At 37.5% G+C, this 19,529-nt stretch carries 17 protein-coding genes; 8 read left to right on the top strand and 9 right to left on the bottom strand.

The annotated features are described in order from the left end of the window. The 7 genes from PGN18_RS02120 to PGN18_RS02150 all read left to right on the top strand — a co-directional run bounded on the left by PGN18_RS02120 (window position 1) and on the right by PGN18_RS02150 (window position 9,218). Window positions 1–843: a type 1 glutamine amidotransferase gene (locus tag PGN18_RS02120; protein ID WP_335317720.1), complete on the top strand. Its 843-nt coding sequence runs from the start codon at window positions 1–3 to the stop codon at window positions 841–843. 227 nt (window positions 844–1,070) lie between these two features. Next, complete coding sequence (locus PGN18_RS02125; RefSeq protein ID WP_335317721.1) at window positions 1,071–2,255, top strand: hypothetical protein; 1,185 nt, start codon at window positions 1,071–1,073, stop codon at window positions 2,253–2,255. A gap of 498 nt (window positions 2,256–2,753) precedes the next feature. After that, complete coding sequence (locus PGN18_RS02130; protein WP_082458743.1) at window positions 2,754–2,912, top strand: FeoB-associated Cys-rich membrane protein; 159 nt, start codon at window positions 2,754–2,756, stop codon at window positions 2,910–2,912. 13 nt (window positions 2,913–2,925) lie between these two features. Then, window positions 2,926–3,513 carry a Crp/Fnr family transcriptional regulator gene (locus PGN18_RS02135; RefSeq protein ID WP_335317722.1) on the top strand — a complete coding sequence of 196 codons (588 nt, stop codon included), beginning with the start codon at window positions 2,926–2,928 and terminating at the stop codon, window positions 3,511–3,513. A gap of 194 nt (window positions 3,514–3,707) precedes the next feature. Further along, a complete protein-coding gene (locus tag PGN18_RS02140; RefSeq protein ID WP_335317723.1) occupies window positions 3,708–4,238 on the top strand; it encodes a YceI family protein in 531 nt (176 codons plus the stop codon). A gap of 61 nt (window positions 4,239–4,299) precedes the next feature. Further along, window positions 4,300–5,169, top strand: coding sequence for a pirin family protein (locus PGN18_RS02145; RefSeq protein ID WP_335317724.1), 870 nt, complete (start codon window positions 4,300–4,302; stop codon window positions 5,167–5,169). Window positions 5,170–5,813: 644 nt separating this feature from the next. Beyond that, window positions 5,814–9,218 carry a glycosyltransferase gene (locus PGN18_RS02150; RefSeq protein WP_335317725.1) on the top strand — a complete coding sequence of 1,135 codons (3,405 nt, stop codon included), beginning with the start codon at window positions 5,814–5,816 and terminating at the stop codon, window positions 9,216–9,218. Between the two features lie 80 nt (window positions 9,219–9,298). Here PGN18_RS02150 and ispF read toward each other — a convergent pair whose 3' ends face one another. Both ispF and porV read right to left on the bottom strand, forming a co-directional pair. Further along, complete coding sequence (gene ispF, locus PGN18_RS02155) at window positions 9,299–9,775, bottom strand: 2-C-methyl-D-erythritol 2,4-cyclodiphosphate synthase (RefSeq protein ID WP_335317726.1); 477 nt, start codon at window positions 9,773–9,775, stop codon at window positions 9,299–9,301. A gap of 17 nt (window positions 9,776–9,792) precedes the next feature. Next, the gene (porV, locus tag PGN18_RS02160; protein ID WP_335317727.1) at window positions 9,793–10,983 is read right to left on the bottom strand and encodes a type IX secretion system outer membrane channel protein PorV; all 1,191 of its coding nucleotides are present in this window, start codon (window positions 10,981–10,983) and stop codon (window positions 9,793–9,795) included. Window positions 10,984–11,611: 628 nt separating this feature from the next. Here porV and PGN18_RS02165 point away from each other — a divergent pair. Further along, window positions 11,612–13,291, top strand: a complete 1,680-nt coding sequence (locus PGN18_RS02165; protein ID WP_335317728.1) for an SUMF1/EgtB/PvdO family nonheme iron enzyme — start codon at window positions 11,612–11,614, stop codon at window positions 13,289–13,291. Window positions 13,292–13,551: 260 nt separating this feature from the next. Here the strand turns inward: PGN18_RS02165 and PGN18_RS02170 are convergent, their stop codons facing one another. The 7 genes from PGN18_RS02170 to PGN18_RS02200 are packed head-to-tail and all read right to left on the bottom strand — an operon-like array spanning window position 13,552 to window position 19,528. After that, the gene (locus PGN18_RS02170) at window positions 13,552–14,052 is read right to left on the bottom strand and encodes an acetyl-CoA carboxylase biotin carboxyl carrier protein subunit (protein ID WP_335317729.1); all 501 of its coding nucleotides are present in this window, start codon (window positions 14,050–14,052) and stop codon (window positions 13,552–13,554) included. Between the two features lie 3 nt (window positions 14,053–14,055). Then, the gene (locus tag PGN18_RS02175) at window positions 14,056–14,715 is read right to left on the bottom strand and encodes a DUF4159 domain-containing protein (RefSeq protein ID WP_335317799.1); all 660 of its coding nucleotides are present in this window, start codon (window positions 14,713–14,715) and stop codon (window positions 14,056–14,058) included. 44 nt (window positions 14,716–14,759) lie between these two features. Beyond that, window positions 14,760–15,464, bottom strand: a complete 705-nt coding sequence (locus PGN18_RS02180) for a 16S rRNA (uracil(1498)-N(3))-methyltransferase (RefSeq protein ID WP_335317730.1) — start codon at window positions 15,462–15,464, stop codon at window positions 14,760–14,762. A gap of 8 nt (window positions 15,465–15,472) precedes the next feature. Further along, window positions 15,473–16,897: a hemolysin family protein gene (locus PGN18_RS02185; protein WP_335317731.1), complete on the bottom strand. Its 1,425-nt coding sequence runs from the start codon at window positions 16,895–16,897 to the stop codon at window positions 15,473–15,475. After that, window positions 16,897–17,448, bottom strand: a complete 552-nt coding sequence (locus tag PGN18_RS02190; RefSeq protein WP_335317732.1) for an inorganic diphosphatase — start codon at window positions 17,446–17,448, stop codon at window positions 16,897–16,899. The genes PGN18_RS02185 and PGN18_RS02190 overlap by 1 nt, the downstream gene beginning before the upstream one ends. A 2-nt stretch (window positions 17,449–17,450) precedes the next feature. Continuing rightward, window positions 17,451–18,110, bottom strand: coding sequence for a DedA family protein (locus tag PGN18_RS02195; RefSeq protein WP_335317733.1), 660 nt, complete (start codon window positions 18,108–18,110; stop codon window positions 17,451–17,453). A 47-nt stretch (window positions 18,111–18,157) separates the two neighbouring features. After that, complete coding sequence (locus PGN18_RS02200) at window positions 18,158–19,528, bottom strand: NADH-quinone oxidoreductase subunit N (RefSeq protein ID WP_335317734.1); 1,371 nt, start codon at window positions 19,526–19,528, stop codon at window positions 18,158–18,160. Window position 19,529 lies beyond the last annotated feature (1 nt).

A 19,529-nucleotide genomic window follows, 5' to 3' on the forward strand; every position in this document is an offset into this window, starting at 1 on the left:
ATGGATAAAAGAAGTTTAAAGGTAGCTGTTATCGACATGAATAATGGTGCACCTAACCAGGGCATGCGGGGAATTCAGGAAATTTTATCCCGTTTTAAAAGTGAAAACAATATCGATTTAAGTTTTGATATTTTTGATTTAAGGCAAAAAGGAGAAATACCAGGCATAGATTATGATGCTTATATTTCAAGTGGTGGTCCGGGCAGTCCAATTGAAAGTAAAGGTGAACAATGGGAAAATGATTTCTTTAATCTTTTAGATCAGATAGAAGATTTTAACCATCAAAACAACGAAAGAAAAAAGTATGCTTTTTTGATCTGCCATTCCTTTCAATTGGCATGTAGAAAATATGATTTGGGCAACGTTACCGAAAGACGCTCAAACGCTTTTGGTATTTTCCCGATAACCTTAACTGAAGATGGAGAAAAAGACGAAATTTTTAATGGCATTACGAACCCCTTCTTTTCGGTCGATAGTAGAGACTGGCAGGTTATAGAGCCAGATTTTGTTGCTTTTGAGAAAAAAGGTGCAAAATTATTGGCCATTGAAAAAGAACGTAAACATGTAGATTTAGAACGCTGCATGATGTCGATCCGCTTTTCTGAAGAAATCATCGGTACGCAATTCCATCCAGAGGCAGATCCGGTAGGCATGAAAATGTATCTGCTCCAAGAACAGCGAAAAAAAGCAATTGTAGATCTGCATGGCGAACAAAAGTACCTGGATATGTTAAACAGTTTAGACGATCCGGCAAGGATTGTATTAACACAAAGTGTTATTTTACCTAATTTCTTACAGAAAGCGATTGGGAATTTGCAAAAAACAGTAGTCATTGCGAACTGAAGCGGATTGAAGAAGCGGATTGAGCGAACGCGTGAAGCGATCTTTCGCATATATCCGTCATTTCGACAGGAGCGCAGTCCCAAACATTCGGGAGAGAAATCTATTAAAAAAGTATATGATAAACGCCTATAGATTCTCCGCGGCTGTACGGGCGGGCACTACGATCGAAATGATGATTACGCTTTTGTAATGAAGGATTCGGCAACAGAAATAAGACACAAAAACCTATGATACCTGCGCAACGCCAAAAATACAATCAACAATTTACGGACGAGAAGTACCAAAACTTCCTCACTGAATTGCAAAGTGGTTATCCTGAAATCCCTTTTAGGGTTGCAGAAACGCCTATTTTTGTTCCAAAAGCTTTGAAAGAAAAGTTAATCGCAGCGGGAGAGGAAATTATAAAACTGATTAAGCAACCTAATTTTAAGGCACTTACCCAAAAAGCAATTCCTTCTGATTGGAACGTGCCTGGTGAAAATGAGCAGCCACACTTTTTAACTTTCGATTTTGGCATATGTAAAAATCAAGCAGGAGAACTTACGCCCATGCTGATCGAAATGCAGGGATTTCCTTCCTTATACGGCTTTCAATATCATCTGGGTAAAACTTTTCAAAGCAGTTTCGGCATAGATGATTCCGTAGATTATTTCTTAAATGGCTTTAACAAAGAAAAATATATTGCCTTACTCAAAGAAGTTATTATTGGTCAGCACAAAGCCGAAGAAGTGGCGTTAATGGATGTGGATGCCCGAAACCAGAAAACAGCCATTGATTTTTTTGTAACCCAGAAAATGCTTGGTATTAAAATTTTGGCACTGGAAGAGATTAAACAAGTAGGCAAACAATTGTTTTATGAAGAAAACGGCCGGCAGGTTCAACTCAAAAGAATTTATAACCGCCTGATCTTTGACGAAGTGGCCAATAACACCGAAATCTTTAAACATAGTTTCGATCCGCGTGAAGAACTGGACGTGGAATGGGTAACGCATCCCAACTGGTTTTATCGGATCAGTAAGTTTACCATGCCTTTCCTGAAAAGTGAATTTGTACCTGATACACGTTTTTTAAACGAGATAGAAAAAATTCCTGCGGATTTAGAAAACTATGTGCTTAAACCTTTATTTTCTTTCGCCGGCATGGGCGTTATTATTGATGTGAGTGAAGAAGATATTACCCATATAAAGGATCCTGAAAACTGGATTTTACAGCGGAAAGTAAATTATGAGCCTGCAGTACATTCGCCCGATGGCGGTGTAAAAGCCGAGATCAGGATGATGTATTTATGGCCTGATGGCGGCGAACCCCAACTATGCATTAATCTTGCCCGTCTTAGTCGTGGTAAAATGATCGGCGTACGCTACAATGCCGATTTTGATTGGGTTGGAGGTACAGTAGGTTTTATGGAATAATTCTGCGTTTTAACCGCAAAGTGCGCAAAGAAAGGCACAAAGGATCACAAAGATAATCTAGTGTTAATATGATGAACGATGCATACGCATCACAAGCTCTCTTTGTCCGCTGTGGAAAACTCATTTTTCTCTTTGGCAAAAACAAACTTAGCGCTCTTCGCGAAAACCTTCGTGTACTTTGCAGTTAATGATAGACCATCCATACACATAAAAACGCCTTTTATACTCCGTGTAAAACTCCGCTCTCTCTGTGGTAAAAAAACTTAGCGCTCATCGCGAAAACCTTCGTGTACTTTGCGGTTAATAATAAACGCATACATAAGCATAAAAACGCCTCTCTGCCCTCGGTGTAAAACGCCGTTTTCTCTGTGGTAAACATACACACCACTTAGCGTTCTTCTCGAAAACCTTGGTGTACTTTACGGTTAATAATAGTTGCATCACAATAATTTACATTCATTTGAAGACCACGCTACTAAAAGACCTTATATTTGTATTATGGATATTCAAACAATTTTGGTCTTTTTACTTTTTGCTGTAGCATTGGTATATGTTGGCCGTTTGGTTTTTAAATCTCTACAGGTAAAAAAAGATGGATGTGGTGGAAATTGCAAATGTGGAGTAGATTTTTCCGATATTAAGCCCGTAAAAAAATAATATTCCACCTTTTATGATTCATCAGTTTCAAAAATACTTACAGGGAAAAATAGAGATCACTGATGAACAATTCGAAAGCATCTCGCCTGTTTTAAAGATTAAAAAATTCGAGAAAAACGAAATCGTTCAATACACGGGCGATAATTTTAAACATGGGTATTTTGTAGGCAAAGGTTTATTACGGGCCTATTCAATTGATGCAAAAGGCAAAGAACACATCCTTCAGTTCGCACCAGAAAACTGGCTGGTTTCTGATCGCAACAACATGAATAATGAGCCCTCGATATTTTTTATTGATGCCATAGAAGCAACCGAAGCAGTATTAATACCCAACAATTTTATGGAAGAAGCAGCCAGGCAAGTACCATGTTTACAGCCCATGCAAATCAGACTGCTCAACAATTCGATTCGCTTTATGCAGAAAAGAATTAATATGTTATTAAGTGCAACGGCGGAAGAACGATACCTCGATTTTATTAAACTTTATCCTAACCTCACCCTTCGCGTGCCACAGTGGATGATTGCATCTTATTTGGGCATCACGCCAGAATCGTTAAGCCGCGTAAGGAAAGAACTGGCGAACAAACATTTCAGACCTTAATTGAATAAGTGAACTTTTGAATTGGTGAATGCTTAATTAAATCTAACCTTTCAACCGCTTATATTTCAATATTCTCTCAGTTAATCAATCTACCATTCAATCATTTCCAATTACTTACCATACATCAATAGGTGATAAAAACCTGCGCTGTACTTTTGTGTTGTTAATATTAAAAAGCTCAAAAAACAAAAGATATGGCACAACAGAAATGGACATTAGATCCAACCCACAGCGAATTACAATTTAAAGTAAAACACTTAATGATTACTACTGTAACCGGTAGTTTAAAATCTTTTTCAGCAGAATTATTGTCTGAAGGTGATGAGTTCGAAAATGCAGAGATTTCTTTCAAAGGAGATATCGCTTCGCTTGATACCGGGAATACTGATCGCGACAACCATTTAAAAAGTGGCGATTTTTTCGATGCTGAAAAATTTGCCCACATCGAATTTAAATCCAATTCAGTAGAAAAAGATGGCAGTGATTATATTGTTAAAGGCGATTTAACCATTAAGGGCGAAACTAAACCGGTAAAATTAACTGCAGAATTTGGTGGCATTGCTACCGATCCATGGGGAAACACCAAAGCAGGTTTTACTTTAAGTGGAAAAATTAACCGCTCTGATTTCGGTTTAACCTGGAATGCGGCATTAGAAACCGGTGGTGTTATGGTAAGTGAGGAAGTTCGAATTTTAGGCGAATTACAGTTTGTGAAAAGCGTATAAGCGATAGGCGTTTGGCGATGAGCGTAATGCATGCCAAACGCATAACAGAAAGGTTCCAATCATGGAAACAAAACAAATAGAAAAAGTACTTAAAGCTCCGGCGCCACATATTGTTGGCGATGGATTTAGGGTACATAATTTTTTTCCAAGCAGTTATCCAATCAATATGAGTCCTTTTTTCCTGATGGATTATGGCTCAAAGATCGAATTTTCTGCAAGGAAAGAACCACGGGGTGTTGGCATCCATCCACATCGTGGTTTTGAAACGGTAACAATTGCTTATCATGGCGCGGTTGCACATCACGATAGCGCTGGAAACAGTGGAGTGATTTACCCGGGTGATGTACAATGGATGACAGCAGCAAGTGGGATACTGCATAAAGAATATCATGAAGCGAACTACAGTTTAGCTGGCGGACCGTTCCAGATGGTACAGTTATGGGTTAATTTACCTGCCAAATATAAAATGGGTAAACCAGGTTATCAAGCTATCGAACAAGCTGATATGCCCCGTTTTGATATCCCAGAAAATGGAGGAAAAATTGAAATTATAGCAGGCAATTATGAAGGCATAAAAGGCAATGCAAAGACTTTTAGCCCAATAGAACTCTACAATGCCCGGCTTAATAAAGGTGGACAGGCGACTTTTAACTTTCCTGAATATTTTAACACCGGATTGATGATGATTGAGGGCTCGATTAAAATAAATGGATCGGAAACTGCTGCGGCAGATCATTTTGTACACTTTAGCAACAAAGGCACATCGATTAAAATCGAAGCCCTGGAAAACAGTGTCATTTTAGTATTGAGTGGAGAACCAATAGATGAACCCATTGTACAATATGGTCCATTTTTAATGAATACCGAGGCCGAGATTCATCAGGCCATTGAAGATTACAATCAAGGTAGATTTGGGTATTTAGATGAGTAGATAGATCATTGGTACCTCATACCTTTTTAAAATGAATTTAAAGCCGGCAATTTCCCATAAAATTACCGGCTTTTTTGCGTTTGTATTGCACCATAGAGGCGATTTTAAAAGCAGATTATAAGACACTATACCTTTTATAGAGCCGATTTTTCCATTGCCTGGAACGAATAGCGTGGGTCGCGTGTCCCGATGATGGTTAGTTTATCTTCTTTGGGAGCGCAATGACTCTGCAAGAAAATAACGCAGTTCCTGTGTTCCGCTTGTACGCTTCGGGCATCGTTCCTCCGCCCTGCAGGAATGAGGGCTACAACGAACAGCAGGAGTACATACCCCGATGGAACACTGTCCTTTCATTTCCAAAACCCGGAAACTTGACATAATTACTTTTTTGATAAACACTGGCCTCTTATACTTAGCACGAGCGATGAGCTACCTTCGTTTAGCTCGCTTAAGGCTCGGTTTACTCTGGAGCTTTCGCTGCGCTATAAGTCAGGGTGGTAGGTTCTTTTTTAAAATTTCAATAGACTATTAAATTAGTATCGTAGAGCAGAACTAACGATCTAAAATTACGGCGCTTCCCTTAAAATCATTCATCCAATCTTCATATTCGTTAGTGACATTTGAGTCATCAATCAGAAAAGAAAATGTCCGGAAAACAAATATTTCAAACTGAGACTAAAACACGATGGCATGCATTTACCTGGGTAAGCCGTACGTTTTTTGTGGTCTTCATTATCGCGATCATTTGTGTAGTTTATACACTGTCTTCGGTACAGTCACCTAATTTGCCTTTTATCAATACCAATACACCTTTAACACAAAAACAGTTAGAGAAGTTAAAAAAATCGCAGCGGTATAAAGATTTTACAATCGAAAAGTCAAAGTTACAAAAGATCAAAAAAGACCGTGAACGCCGTATTTTAACCCGTCATGGCAACAATAAGCGCATTAACATGGCTTTCTATGTGAGCTGGGCTGCAAGCAAAGAATCGTCAATATCGGATTTAAAACGTAACATCAGCCACTTGGATATGGTGGCGACAGAATCGTTTTTCATAAATGGTGATTCTATTGTAAACAAAGTTGATACTGCAGCCTTAAAGGTGATACATGCCGGTAAAAAATCAGCTCTTGCGGTAGTTTCAAATTATAATCAAGATCATTGGGATGGTACAGCAGTAAGAAGATTGTTAACTGATCAGCCTGCTCAGCAAAAACTGATCTATGACCTCATAGCGATAACAAAAAAATATGGCTATCGTGGAATCAACATAGATTTTGAAGAACTCAACCTTAAAAATAGCGATAGTTTTAACGCTTTCATGAAAAATCTGTATACACAGTTCCATGCCGAAAAACTAATCGTATCACAAGATATTTCGCCTGAAAATGACGATTATCAGCCAGAAATTCTTCAAAAGTACAACGATTATCTAATACTAATGGCTTACGATCAGCATACTGAACTAAGTAATGCCGGCGATATTTCACACCAGGAATGGGTTGAGGAAAAGCTTGATGATATCTGCAACAAAGTTGATGCCGACAAAGTAATCCTGGCTTTGGCTTGTTATGGTTACGATTGGCCAAAAAATAGTGTTGGAGAACCTGTTACATACGAGCAGGCGATGACAAGAGCTGTTACTTATAAAAGCAAGATAAACTACGATCCCGCTTCTGCCAATTTAAATTATATTTACAATGATGGCAGCGGAATTGAACACAAAGTCTATTTTACTGATGCAGCTACCTATTTTAATTTAATTCGCAAAGCTGATGATTGGGATGTCGCAGGAGTAGCCTTGTGGCGTTTAGGGTCTGAAGACAAACGTTTGTGGTCATTTATTTCTAATGACCTCAGTTTGGATACATTAAAGAAAAAACCATTCGATTTACGCAAAATTGCCTCATTAAATATGGGAGGCATCTCTTATTTAGGTGATGGCGAAATACTAGACCTCATTTCTACTCCCAAACCAGGCAGCGTAAAATTCACCTTAAATAAAGAAGATTTTTCCATTGCCGATCAAAAGTATACCAGGCTTCCGGAGCAATATGTGATTAAGAGGTTTGGAGAAGCCGATAAAAAAATTGCTTTAACTTTTGATGATGGCCCCGATCCTGTTTATACACCACAGGTCCTGGACATTTTGAAACGGGAAAAAGTACCTGGCTGTTTCTTTGTGGTTGGCGTTATGGCCGAGAAAAATATGGAGTTGTTAAGACAGGAATATAATGATGGCTACGAAATTGGAAACCATACCTTTTTCCATCCTGATATGTCGGCAATTGGTTCTAAAAGGGTAAAATTTGAGCTGAATGCAACCAGAAGGTTAATCGAAGCCGTTACAGGACACAGTACCATTTTGTTCCGTGCGCCATTTAATGCCGATGCAGAGCCACAAAACATTTCCGAAATTTTACCTGTTGCACAAAGCCGTAAAGAGAATTACATCAACATTGGAGAATATATCGATCCCGAAGATTGGGAGCCGGGCAAAACTGCCGATCAGATTTTTAATGAGGTGGTAAAACAACAAGATAATGGCAATATCCTTTTACTGCACGATGCTGGCGGAAACCGTGAAGCTACCGTTGCAGCCCTACCCCGGATTATAAAATTCTTTAAAGACAAAGGTTATACCTTTACCACTGTGGGCGATTTGATGGGCAAAAAAAGATCAGAGCTCATGCCCGCTGTAAAATCAACAGCAAATAGTGGCTTTTCAGGTTCTGGCGATTACTTTTTTATCAATTTCTTTTACTACGGCAACATCATTTTAAACATCATATTTTCTGTTGCCATCGTACTTGCGATCTTAAGGACCATATTTATTGCCTATTTGGCCATCAGACAGCGTAAAAGAGCAAAACGCAACGTGAATAAATTAGTACAGCATCCTTCAGAAAAAGTGAGTATTATCATTCCGGCTTACAATGAAGAAATTACTGCAGTTCAAACCATCAATAGTCTTTTAAAAACCACTTATCCTGATTTTGAATTGATTTTTGTTGATGACGGCTCAAAAGATAAAACCTTTCAAATCGTTAACGAACATTTTGGAAATCATCCTCAGGTAAAAGTTTTCCGTAAAGAAAATGGTGGCAAAGCATCTGCATTAAATTATGGTATTTCAAAAGCAACTGCCGAATTTGTTGTTTGTATAGATGCTGATACCCAATTAAAAAACAATGCGGTAACCGAACTGATGCGCTATTTCTATAGCGATAAGATAGCAGCGATAGCGGGAACCGTGAAAGTTGGAAACACCAACAACATCATCACCAGATGGCAATCGATAGAATATATCACCGCTCAAAATATGGATAGAAGGGCTTTCGATTTATTAAATACGATTACTGTGGTACCAGGAGCAATAGGTGCCTTTAGAAAAAAGGTGATTCTTGAAATTGGAGGTTTTACTATAGATACCCTTGCCGAAGATTGTGATTTAACCATGCGCATTTTAAGGGCTGGTTATCAGGTAAAAAACTGTGATAGCGCGATTGCCTATACCGAAGCACCAGAAACCGTAAATATGCTGCTCAAACAACGTTTCCGCTGGAGTTTTGGCGTGATGCAAAGTTTCTGGAAAAACCGGAAAACATTGCTAAACAAGAAATATGGTTATTTTGGGATGGTTGGAATGCCCAATATCTTGATCTACCAGATTATTTTACCATTATTTTCGCCTCTTGCCGATCTTTTTATGCTTATTTCATTAATTAGCGGCCTCTTTTCATTAAGCGCTATTAATAATTTAACACTAACCGGATTTTCAGGAATTTTAAGCTTACATAATGGTTTTGGGCAGGTACTCTTCTATTACATCATTTTCATCTTCGTAGATATGATTTTTGCGGCAATTGCTTTTAGGATGGAGAAAGAAAAGTATACCAATTTACTTTACATTTTCCCTCAGCGCTTTTTCTGGAGACAATTAATGTATATAGTCTTATTCCGTTCGTTCAGGAAAGCGATTAAAGGTGAACTGGAAACCTGGGGAACGATAAAAAGAACGGGGAATGTGAAGGAACAGGTAGCGTAATAGAATTTCAAAAGAAGTCAAGTTAATAGCCAGTGTGCTATAAAAAACTTGACTTCTTTGATTCAGTTAGAAAAAATCTTTTATTTTTCGATTAAGCAAACGGCATAAGAGACAACGCCTTCTTCTCTACCAATAAAACCCATCTGTTCATTGGTTGTTGCCTTAATAGAAATATCTTCGGTAGAAATTCCAGTTGCATCAGCTATGTTTTGTTGCATGGCGGGAATATGGGGATTAATTTTAGGTGCTTCTAAACAAAGCATGGCATCAATATTTCCGATTCGCCAGCCTTTTTCAGCCAGTAATTTCACTGTTTCTTTCAACAGAATCAAACTACTGATGCCTTTCCACCTATTATCTGTATTCTTAAAATGGAAACCGATATCACGAAGGTTAGCTGCACCTAAAAGTGCATCACAAATGGCATGAAGTAAAACATCAGCGTCTGAATGCCCAAAAGCCCCTCTATAATGATCTAAGGTAACACCGCCAACAACAAAAGGATGTTGATCTTTTAACTGATGTACATCAAATCCGAAACCTACTCTAATTTTCATGTTTATTTGCTTTAATCTTATTTAACTTTTGCTTTATTTTCGCCAAAGTTAAACAATAGACCAAAACGTAAGGTATTTGCAAGCGGACTAGTCTGTGCATTTGCAATTAAATAAGAGAAATCGATGTTAAAAACATTGTATTTTAAACCAAGCCCTAAGGTAAAATACCGGCTATCACCTTTCATCGGGCTTTGATAGTTATAACCTGCCCGAACCGCAAACTGTTGATTGTACCAATATTCTAAACCTGTTGAAATTCCTACCTCTTTCAACTCTTCGCTAAAACCTCCGGGCGCATCGCTAAATGAACCAAAAATTCCGGCAGGTACCGAACGGTTTGGATTTTTTCCGCTTACAATGTTGTTGTTGGAATCATATATAGGCTGTGTTGGCACCAATAATTTGTTAAAATCAAGCGCAAAAGTGAAAGTGCTAAAATCATCAACAGTAAATGTGGATGCGCCCCCGATTTTAAAATTAGTAGGTAAGAAGAAATTCTCCCCACCATCAGAATAGCTCATTTTTGTTCCGATGTTGGATATATTGGCACCGGCAGAAAGCACAGCCTCCCTGCCAAATAGTGTAGTGGCTGTTTTATACAAACCAGAAACATCAACGGCTACAGCATTTCCGCCGCGGACCTGCCCTGATGAAGAAAATTGACCAGAAGCCAAATTCGAATAAATATACCTTAATGAAGCACCTAATGAAAACTCTTTACCAAAATTACGCGCAAAAGAAACGTCAAAAGCAAGTTCATTAGGATTGGCAATTCCAAGATCCTGTTGGTTAATATCGGTAAGCTGGATGGAGCCCAAAGAAAAATACCTTAAAGCTGCACCAATAGTGTTGCGGTCGTCAAGCTTATAAAATCCGCTTAAATAAGCGAGATTAATATCTGGCACCAAACTCTTTAACCATGGGCTATAAGACACGGAAAATCCGTAAGGTTTATCTAAAAAAGCAAGTTTAGAAGCGTTAATACTGGATGAATTTACATCACCTGCCACGGCCACACCGGCATTACCCATTGCACCAGCACGGGCATCGGGTGTAATGAGCAGAAATGGAACTGCTGTTACAATGTTGTTTGCTTCGCTACCGTTTGTTTGGGTATTACCTATGGTTACCTGGGCATTTGTTTCACCAAACACCAATGCCATTGAGAGTGCAGAAAAAGCAAGTTTACTGATGTACTTGAAATTCATCCTTTTAAAGGTACGTAATTTTAGATTTGGTATTTACTAATCACTGGAGAATACATCAGTAACGTAAAACCAAAGCTTATATTTCACCAAAATACGAATTCTCAGATTATTTACTAATTAAACATACGATTTTTACATAGGGCTGGTCGTGCATAAATTCTAAGTATAAAACTAATAGGCGTTTAGCAAAAATAATGAATTCATTTATTATCGATAAATCTTGTGGCAAACCAGATTCATCTTTAGAAAGTTAAAAATCAAATGTGACTAATCTTAATATATATTTAAACATAAGTATATTTAAGATGTTTATTATAATGCATTTCAATCGTGTATCATAATTGAGATTTGATTATTAATTAAAATATAATATGATAAACATTACAAAACTAAACTACAATCGAGTAAGAAAGCCAATAAAATTTTCAAATAAATAACTTTATATCGCTTATTTATAATTATTTAGCAATAGTTTCGTTTAAAAGGAAAAAGAAGCCATATCAAAAAAATAATGAGTTATCATTCAAAAATATACTAAATATTTATTGCCGTATTATTTATATATTCATTTAAAATTTGTTTAATTTTATCAGTTGAAAGGCCACCAGGCTATATCCAGTCGCTTCATATGAAAAAACTAATACTATATTCTTTTACTTGTTTGTCATTAGCTGCCATCCTTTCGAGTTGTAGCTCAAAAAGTGCGAGTTCGAGCAAAACAGGCATTCCTTATGCAAATAGAAAAAGCAAAAACAACCAATCTGGTGCTTTTTCGGTAGCTACTCAGTATAAAAGGGCACCAGGGCCAGGTTTAATTCCAATTGAGGGTGGGGTTTTAGTTGTTGGTGGCAGTGCCATCGAAATACCAGGCGTTGAACCCAACATTTATAATTACAAAAGACAGGTAACTGTACCCTCTTTTTACATGGATGAGACCGAGGTATCAAATACCGATTGGTTAGAATACTTACACTGGATCAGATACAATTATCCTGAAGATCAGGAATATTATTACAATGAGCTTCCAGATACTTTGGTTTGGCGCCAGGCATTATCTTATAATGAACCTTATGTAGACAACTATTTAAGACATCCGGCTTACCGTGATTACCCTGTAGTAGGTGTTTCCTGGGAACAGGCTTCTCGTTATTGTGAGTGGAGAACTTCAAGAGCAAATGAGTTTATTTTACGTGAAAAAGGAATTTTGACTGATTACAAAACGCTTGCAGGGAATGGAAAAGGTAAAACTACTGCAACCACTGCTGCCGTTACGCCTAAACCAGATAAACCTTTTAATACAGATGCCTATTTAAATGGCCAGTATGACGATAAAGGTAAAAATGCATTTATTGATTACAATACTAAATCAGGTGCCGCAACAACCACAGCGGGAGGAACGGCAGGAGGCACCGGTAGAAATAATCAGCCGAGAAGAACAGCTACCTTAGAAGATGGTGTAATTATGCAACCATATCGCTTACCAACTGAAGCCGAGTGGGAATACGCTGCTTTGGGCTTGATTGGCAACACAGAATATGAGAACATCAACCAGAATAAAATTTATCCTTGGAATGGCTTAGGTGTTAGTTCAGCCAAAAAGAAAACCAGAGGTATGATTCAGGCCAACTTTAAAAGGGCTCCTGGAGATTATATGGGTGTTGGTGGTTCATTGAACGATAAAGGAGATTTAACTGTTCCGGTTATTCAATACGCTCCAAACGATTTCGGTTTATATAATATGGCAGGAAACGTAAATGAATGGGTAAATGATGTTTACAGAACGGGTACATTTACAGATGCGGACGCCTTTAACCCTTATCGTGGTAACTATTTTACCAATAAAAAATTAGCAGATCCGCAAAGTGGAAAAATTGCATTGGATAAATATGGTAATCCGATTAAAGAAAACGCCTATGCTGGAAGAAAACAAACCTGGGCAGAAAAACAGGCACAAGCGAAACGTGCTGATTCGATTTCAAAATCAACTGATCCACAATCGCCTGCCGCATCTACCACTTATCAAGCCGATCAAAGAGGTTATCGTGATAGACAAAACACTTTATTAAATGAAGAAGGTGTAACACTCGTAAACGATAAATCAAGAGTGTATAAGGGTGGTTCATGGAATGATATGGCTTACTGGTTAAACCCAGCAACCCGCCGCTTTATGCAACAGGATGAATCATCGGCTGAAGTCGGTTTCCGTTGTGCCATGACTATGCTTGGTGCTCCTGAAATTAGTACTGCGGGTAAAAGAAGTTTTAAAAATCCTCCACAAAAACCTTACAGGGTAAGTAGAGGTAGATAATAAAGAAAAGTCCCGAGGTAAAACCGGGACTTTTTTTATGCGTTATGTTTCGTCGGGAATTGTCATCTCGACTGGAGCTTACCGATTTTTCTTACGTTGCGTAATGCCCGCCTGTGCATGCGTGGAAAAATCTAACTAAATAACATATTTTAAAAGATCCTGAAATAAATTCAGGGTGACGACAGGAATTAATAGGTACGTGATAAAAACGTATGTTGTAAGGCAATCATGAATCCAGTTTGAGAAAAGTTGCCAGTTGTCTACTTAAACTGAACTAAGATCTGATTTTTCTCTACTTTATCTCCCTGTTTAATCAAGATCTTTTTAACCACGCCATCTGTTGATGATTTTAAGATATTTTCCATTTTCATCGCCTCCAGTATCAAAAGATTATCGCCTTTTTTCACCTCGGCATTTTCTTCAACCAAAATTTTTAGCACTAAACCAGGCATAGGCGCTTTAATTTCAGAGACTTTATTGGTAGTCAAATTATCCAGACCGAGTTGCTTTAATAAAACATCAAACTGATCTTCAATACTGATCTGATAAATATTTCCATTTACCTTTATTTTACATGTTTTTTCAACCTTATTTATATCAACAAGTTCCGTATTGAAAGACCTGTTTTTATAGAGCACATGTGTATTGTCATGTCCAATCTTACTTAGATTGAAATGAACTTGCTCTCCATTTACCAAAAAAGCTGAATCTTTATTGTCAATTTCGAATAAAAACTGATTGTTTACTTTTACCTTATACATGGCTTATTGTGTTAAAGCATACTGCACCAAATTTGCGCCCATTTTTAACGCTTTTGTTCTCGTTTCCTGTGTATCTTCAGGGTAAGTACCAAAGTCTTCCCAGCCATTCCCAAGATCGCACTCATAGGTATAATAACAAACTACCCTACCCTTGTAAATCAAAGCGAATCCCTGCGGACGTTTATTATCGTGCTCATGGATTTTTGGCAAGCCTGCGGGAAATTTGAATTTTTGATTATAAATAGCGTGGTTGGCTGGCAATTCTACAAAATTTAGTTCAGGAAATACCTTCTTCATTTGAGGCCTGATAAATTTATCTAAGCCGTAGTTATCATCTATATGAAGAAAGCCACCACCTGTAAGGTATTGCCGTAAATTTTTAATTTCCTGGTCGCCAAAAACAACATTTCCATGTCCTGTCATATAAATAAACGGATAATTAAAAATTTCTTTTGAGCCTACTTCAACTATGCTTTCTTCAGGATAAAAGTTGGTTTTCAGATTGGCGTTACAGTAAGCAATTAAATTGGGTAGAGCCGTTCTGTCTGCGTACCAGTCTCCACCTCCATTATACTTTAATTTAGCCATACGATAGGTTGGTGGAATAAAAGCAGTGAGATTAACGCTAAAAGCTAAAAGACCAAAGCTAAAAGCCAATCTCATGAATTTGGGAAACTGAAAACTGGAAATTGAAAACTTCAAACTGATTATCGGTTAAGGTAATTGATTTCAAAACAAACAGATAATGCCGCAGTTTCTGTGCGTAACCTGTTATCACCTAAAGTTAATGCTTTAAAGCCTTTGTTCAAAGCTAAATTAACTTCATCTGGCGTGAAATCACCTTCAGGACCAATAAGAATTAAATATTTTTGTTGTGGAACGACCAATTCGGATATAAATTGTTTTTCTCCGTTATCGATGCAATGCGCAATTAATTTATTGCCATCAAAGGGTTCTTTTAAGAAAGCCTCAAAGGCAATGGCATCATTTAATTTGGGGTGATAAGCTTTAATAGATTGTTTTACGGCAGAGGTAATTACCTTATTGAGGCGATCTTCTTTAACCACCCTCCGCTCCGATCTGTCAGTAATAATTGGTGTAATTTCATCAATACCTAGTTCTGTAGCTTTTTCTAAGAACCACTCGATGCGGTCGATATTTTTGGTTGGCGCAACAGCTATATGCAAATAATGGTTTCTTTTATGAAATTCCTTTTCTACTTTTAAAACGGATAAAGAAACTTTCTTCGGATTATCGGAGGTAATTTCAGCAGTGTAGAAGCCTCCCCTACCATCAACTAAATTAACAACAGCCCCAATAGTTAGCCTAAGCACCCTAACACAGTGTTTACTTTCTTCTTCGTTAAGTGTGTAAGTATCTTGGGTGATATCTGGTGTATAAAAAATGTGCATCGTTGAAATTAATGATTATCAACCATATCTTCTTTATTGATTACCAGTTCTAATTTGATGGTTTCGATATTTTGCTCTGTCTTTTTTAAGATGGTAAACAGGTACCCATATGATTCATTGCTTTCACCCACCTCCGGAATACGTTCAAAAACGTGTGAGACCAATCCACCAACGGTATCGAAGTCTTCATCCTCCGGTAAATCGTGAGGCAGATATTCGTTCACATCATATACGGTAGCGAATGCATTTACTATAAATTCATTATCAGAAACCTTTTCAACCAACGGTTTTTCTTCATCATATTCATCTTGTATTTCACCTACAAGCTCTTCTACAATATCTTCCAGGGTAACCATACCAGCTGTACCACCAAACTCATCCAATACAATAGCAATCTGTATTCGATTACTTTGCAGCTCGCTCATCAGATCGTTAATTTTTTTAGTTTCTGTGACAAAATATGGTTTTCTGATAATATCTTTTAATGTCCAGTGCTGGTTACCTGCTGCAACTAATGGTAAAATATCTTTTGCATGGATAATTCCTACAATTTTATCCATAATATCATCGTAAACCGGCAATCGCGAATATCCTTCCTTGATAATGGTATCAATCACTTCTTCTTTTGGTGAAGTGAGTTCAATACCCGATATTTTCGTTCTAGGCACCATGATATTCTTCACCACACGCTCATTAAAATCAAATACATTTTTAATCAGCTCATGTTCATTATTATCCAATGCACCACTTTCTTTACCCTGATCGAGTAAATACTGTAATTCTTCGGTACTGTGAATGGACTCATGCCCGGCAGATGTATCAATACCAAATGGTTTAAGGATGATGGCAGCAAGGCTATTAAGTGTCCAAATAAATGGTTTAAATACTACATAAAATAACTGAAGCGGTATAGAAACGAAAAGTGTTGTAGCTACAGGCCTTTGGATAGCGAAAGATTTTGGGGCCAATTCACCAAATACGATATGCATAATCGTGATGAGCGAAAAGGCAACAATTGTTGATGCAGTATGGATAGAAGCATCACTTAAACCCCATTCTAAACTATCGAAGAGGTTTTTGAAAATGGTATGCATAACGCCTTCACCTACCCAACCTAAGCCAAGTGATGCAAGCGTTATGCCTAGCTGTGTGGCTGCTAAATATCCGTCGAGATTATGAATAATCCCTTTGGCCATTTTGCCAACCCGACTGCCTGTCTTTGCTTTAATTTCAATCTGTGATGCCCTAACTTTTACAATCGCAAACTCTGCTGCAACAAAAAATCCATTAAGTAACACCAAAAATAATGCAAGGAATAATCTCCAGCCAACAGCTGTGGTATCAGTTTCCTGTACTGCAGCCAAAACTCCGTTTGCAGGCAGGATTGCACTAAGCTCTAAATTTAAAAACAAACAGACCGTGGGTAAATCCATTATGCTAATTCTCTAAATGTTGTGTTATAAAGTTCTATGCTTTCTTTTATTACTTTATGCGCATAGCGAACACCAAGTAAATGTTCGATAGTTACATTCTTACCTTCTAATGCTTTATAATCCTGAAAGAAACGAACAATCTCTTTCATTTGATGTGGAGGCAACTCATCTAAATCATTGATATAGTTTACTGACATATCGTGAGCAGCTACAGCGATGATTTTATCATCCTGTTCACCATTATCTACCATGTGCATTACGCCAACTACTTTAGCTTCAATCAATGTCATTGGATAAACATCTACTGAACAAAGTACTAAAATATCTAAAGGATCTTTATCATCGCAATAAGTTTGCGGAATAAAACCATAGTTTGCAGGATACATTACGGATGAAAAAAGGACCCTGTCTAACTTAATTAAGCCAGATTCTTTATCTATTTCGTATTTTGCTTTTGAGCCTTTAGGGATTTCAATAATTGCGTTTACAATTTCTGGAACATTATCTCCAGGAGATACGCTATGCCATGCGTGATGATCGTCTTTTGCCATTTTTAATTTAAATCTGTTTTATCCTCTTCAGTACCACTCACTACTTTACTTTTTACAAAGGTAATTAATAATGGAATAGTTGTAATAAGGATAAAGCCAATAATAATATATAATAAATAATCGTTTATTTCTTTTTCAAATCGTCTGCCCAAAAAGTAACCAAGCAAAGTTAAGGAACAGATCCAAAGTACTCCACCTAAGACATTATATAAGGCAAATTTTTTAAAGTCTAGTTTTACAACCCCTGCAAAAATCGGTGCAAAAGTTCTAACAATGGGTACAAATCTGCCCATTATTAAGGCAAATGCCCCTTGTTTCTGATAATACTCCTTTGCAGCTTTTAAATATCTCTTTTTAAAAAAGAAACTGTCTTTTCTGGTATACAATACCGGACCAGTTTTACGTCCGAACCAATAACCTGTAAAATTGCCGGAAATGGCTGCTACACATAAACCAGCCAGGAGTACTGCAATGTTTACATCCAGCTTGCCTGTTGCCACAAACATTCCTGCTAAAAACAATAAATAATCACCAGGAAGAAAAAAGCCAAAAAACAGGCCAGTTTCTGCATAGATAACAAATACGACTAAATAGAACCCTCCCTCCCTCAATAATTTCTCGGGATCAAGTAGCTGATGCAGGTTACTCCAAAAATCGTGCATATTCAATTATTCGTAAAACTACAAATAATTATTAAACAACAGCATACCTATATCAGGTTTAAAATAATTGCAGGATAAATACCCAATACCAATGTTATGACAACAGAAACCAACAAAACCACCTTATATTGTGAGGGGGTTGAAAGTTCTGTTTCTGCACCATCTTTAAACCATATGGCTACAATTACCCTAAAATAATAATAGAAACCAACCAGTGCATTTAAAATTGCAAATGCAACAAGCAGGGCTCTATATTCGGTCATAACATTCAGGAACATCAGGTACTTCCCAATAAAGCCAGCTGTAAGTGGAATACCAGCCAACGAAAGCATCGCTACGGTTAAGCATAATGCAACGAATGGATTACGTTTAGCCAGACCATTAAAGCTTTCGAAGTTATCGCTTCCTGTTTTTTGTTTTACTAATATTAATACCGCAAATGCAATAATTGATGCGAAAGTATAGGCCGCTGCATACACCAGTACGTTATTTCCAGAGTTTTTGGTGAGTACAATTAACGAGAACAACAGATAACCAGCATGGGAAATACTTGAATATGCCAACATACGCTTGAAGTTCTTTTGGAACAGTGCAGTTACATTACCTATAAATAAGGTTAAACAAACGATCACCATTAATGGCGCAACCCAAAAATCGTGGAGTGGCGCAAATGCATCAGCAAATAACCTTAAGAATGCAGCAAAACCTGCAGTTTTAACCACCGTACTCATAAAAGTGGTGATTAAGGATGGAGCACCTTCATAAACATCTGGCGTCCAAAAGTGGAATGGAGCAGCTCCAACCTTGAAGCTCAAACCGATCATCATTAGGATAACACCAGGATAAAATATTGGTGAAATTGCCTGATTATTTACTAGATAAGCTTGTATTTTATCTAAATCGAATGAACCTGTAGCTCCATAAATTAAGGTGATTCCAAATAACAGGAAACCGGTTGAGAAAGCCCCCATCAAGAAATACTTTAATGAAGCTTCGTTAGAGGCAAAATCCTTTTTACGGATACCCGCCAAAATATACAAACTCACCGACATGATTTCCAGGCCTACAAATAACATAGCCATATTTTTATACGACACCATCATGATCATGCCCGCCAGCGCGAAAAGAACCAAAGTATAATACTCCGCTATGTTATCGCTTTTGGCGTGGAAGTAGTTCTGTGTTAATAAAAAGATTAAAAGCGTACCAATAATACAGATCCCTGAAAATGCCAGTGCGAAATTATCTGTCTGCATCATTCCGAAATGAACAGCATTGCCATTCCATACAGAAAAAGTAAATCCCAATGCAGTAAGTAAGCCAACAACGGTAAGTGGTAGTAATGCTTTAGTTGCTTTAAACAAACCTGCATAAAGCACTATAAAAGCTGTTATACTAATGGTTATAATAATATTCATT

Origin of the sequence: Pedobacter terrae, assembly GCF_036946585.1 — a bacterium.
GTDB classification, from domain to species: domain Bacteria; phylum Bacteroidota; class Bacteroidia; order Sphingobacteriales; family Sphingobacteriaceae; genus Pedobacter; species Pedobacter terrae_C.

Bases quoted from the DNA above. Each gene is read 5' to 3' on its own strand.
- PGN18_RS02120 (WP_335317720.1), top strand. From the start codon at position 1: ATGGATAAAAGAAGTTTAAAGGTAGCTGTTATCGACATGAATAATGGT.
- PGN18_RS02125 (WP_335317721.1), top strand. From the start codon at position 1,071: ATGATACCTGCGCAACGCCAAAAATACAATCAACAATTTACGGACGAG.
- PGN18_RS02130 (WP_082458743.1), top strand. From the start codon at position 2,754: ATGGATATTCAAACAATTTTGGTCTTTTTACTTTTTGCTGTAGCATTG.
- PGN18_RS02135 (WP_335317722.1), top strand. From the start codon at position 2,926: ATGATTCATCAGTTTCAAAAATACTTACAGGGAAAAATAGAGATCACT.
- PGN18_RS02140 (WP_335317723.1), top strand. From the start codon at position 3,708: ATGGCACAACAGAAATGGACATTAGATCCAACCCACAGCGAATTACAA.
- PGN18_RS02145 (WP_335317724.1), top strand. From the start codon at position 4,300: ATGGAAACAAAACAAATAGAAAAAGTACTTAAAGCTCCGGCGCCACAT.
- PGN18_RS02150 (WP_335317725.1), top strand. From the start codon at position 5,814: ATGTCCGGAAAACAAATATTTCAAACTGAGACTAAAACACGATGGCAT.
- ispF (WP_335317726.1), bottom strand. From the start codon at position 9,775: ATGAAAATTAGAGTAGGTTTCGGATTTGATGTACATCAGTTAAAAGAT.
- porV (WP_335317727.1), bottom strand. From the start codon at position 10,983: ATGAATTTCAAGTACATCAGTAAACTTGCTTTTTCTGCACTCTCAATG.
- PGN18_RS02165 (WP_335317728.1), top strand. From the start codon at position 11,612: ATGAAAAAACTAATACTATATTCTTTTACTTGTTTGTCATTAGCTGCC.
- PGN18_RS02170 (WP_335317729.1), bottom strand. From the start codon at position 14,052: ATGTATAAGGTAAAAGTAAACAATCAGTTTTTATTCGAAATTGACAAT.
- PGN18_RS02175 (WP_335317799.1), bottom strand. From the start codon at position 14,715: ATGAGATTGGCTTTTAGCTTTGGTCTTTTAGCTTTTAGCGTTAATCTC.
- PGN18_RS02180 (WP_335317730.1), bottom strand. From the start codon at position 15,464: ATGCACATTTTTTATACACCAGATATCACCCAAGATACTTACACACTT.
- PGN18_RS02185 (WP_335317731.1), bottom strand. From the start codon at position 16,897: ATGGATTTACCCACGGTCTGTTTGTTTTTAAATTTAGAGCTTAGTGCA.
- PGN18_RS02190 (WP_335317732.1), bottom strand. From the start codon at position 17,448: ATGGCAAAAGACGATCATCACGCATGGCATAGCGTATCTCCTGGAGAT.
- PGN18_RS02195 (WP_335317733.1), bottom strand. From the start codon at position 18,110: ATGCACGATTTTTGGAGTAACCTGCATCAGCTACTTGATCCCGAGAAA.
- PGN18_RS02200 (WP_335317734.1), bottom strand. From the start codon at position 19,528: ATGAATATTATTATAACCATTAGTATAACAGCTTTTATAGTGCTTTAT.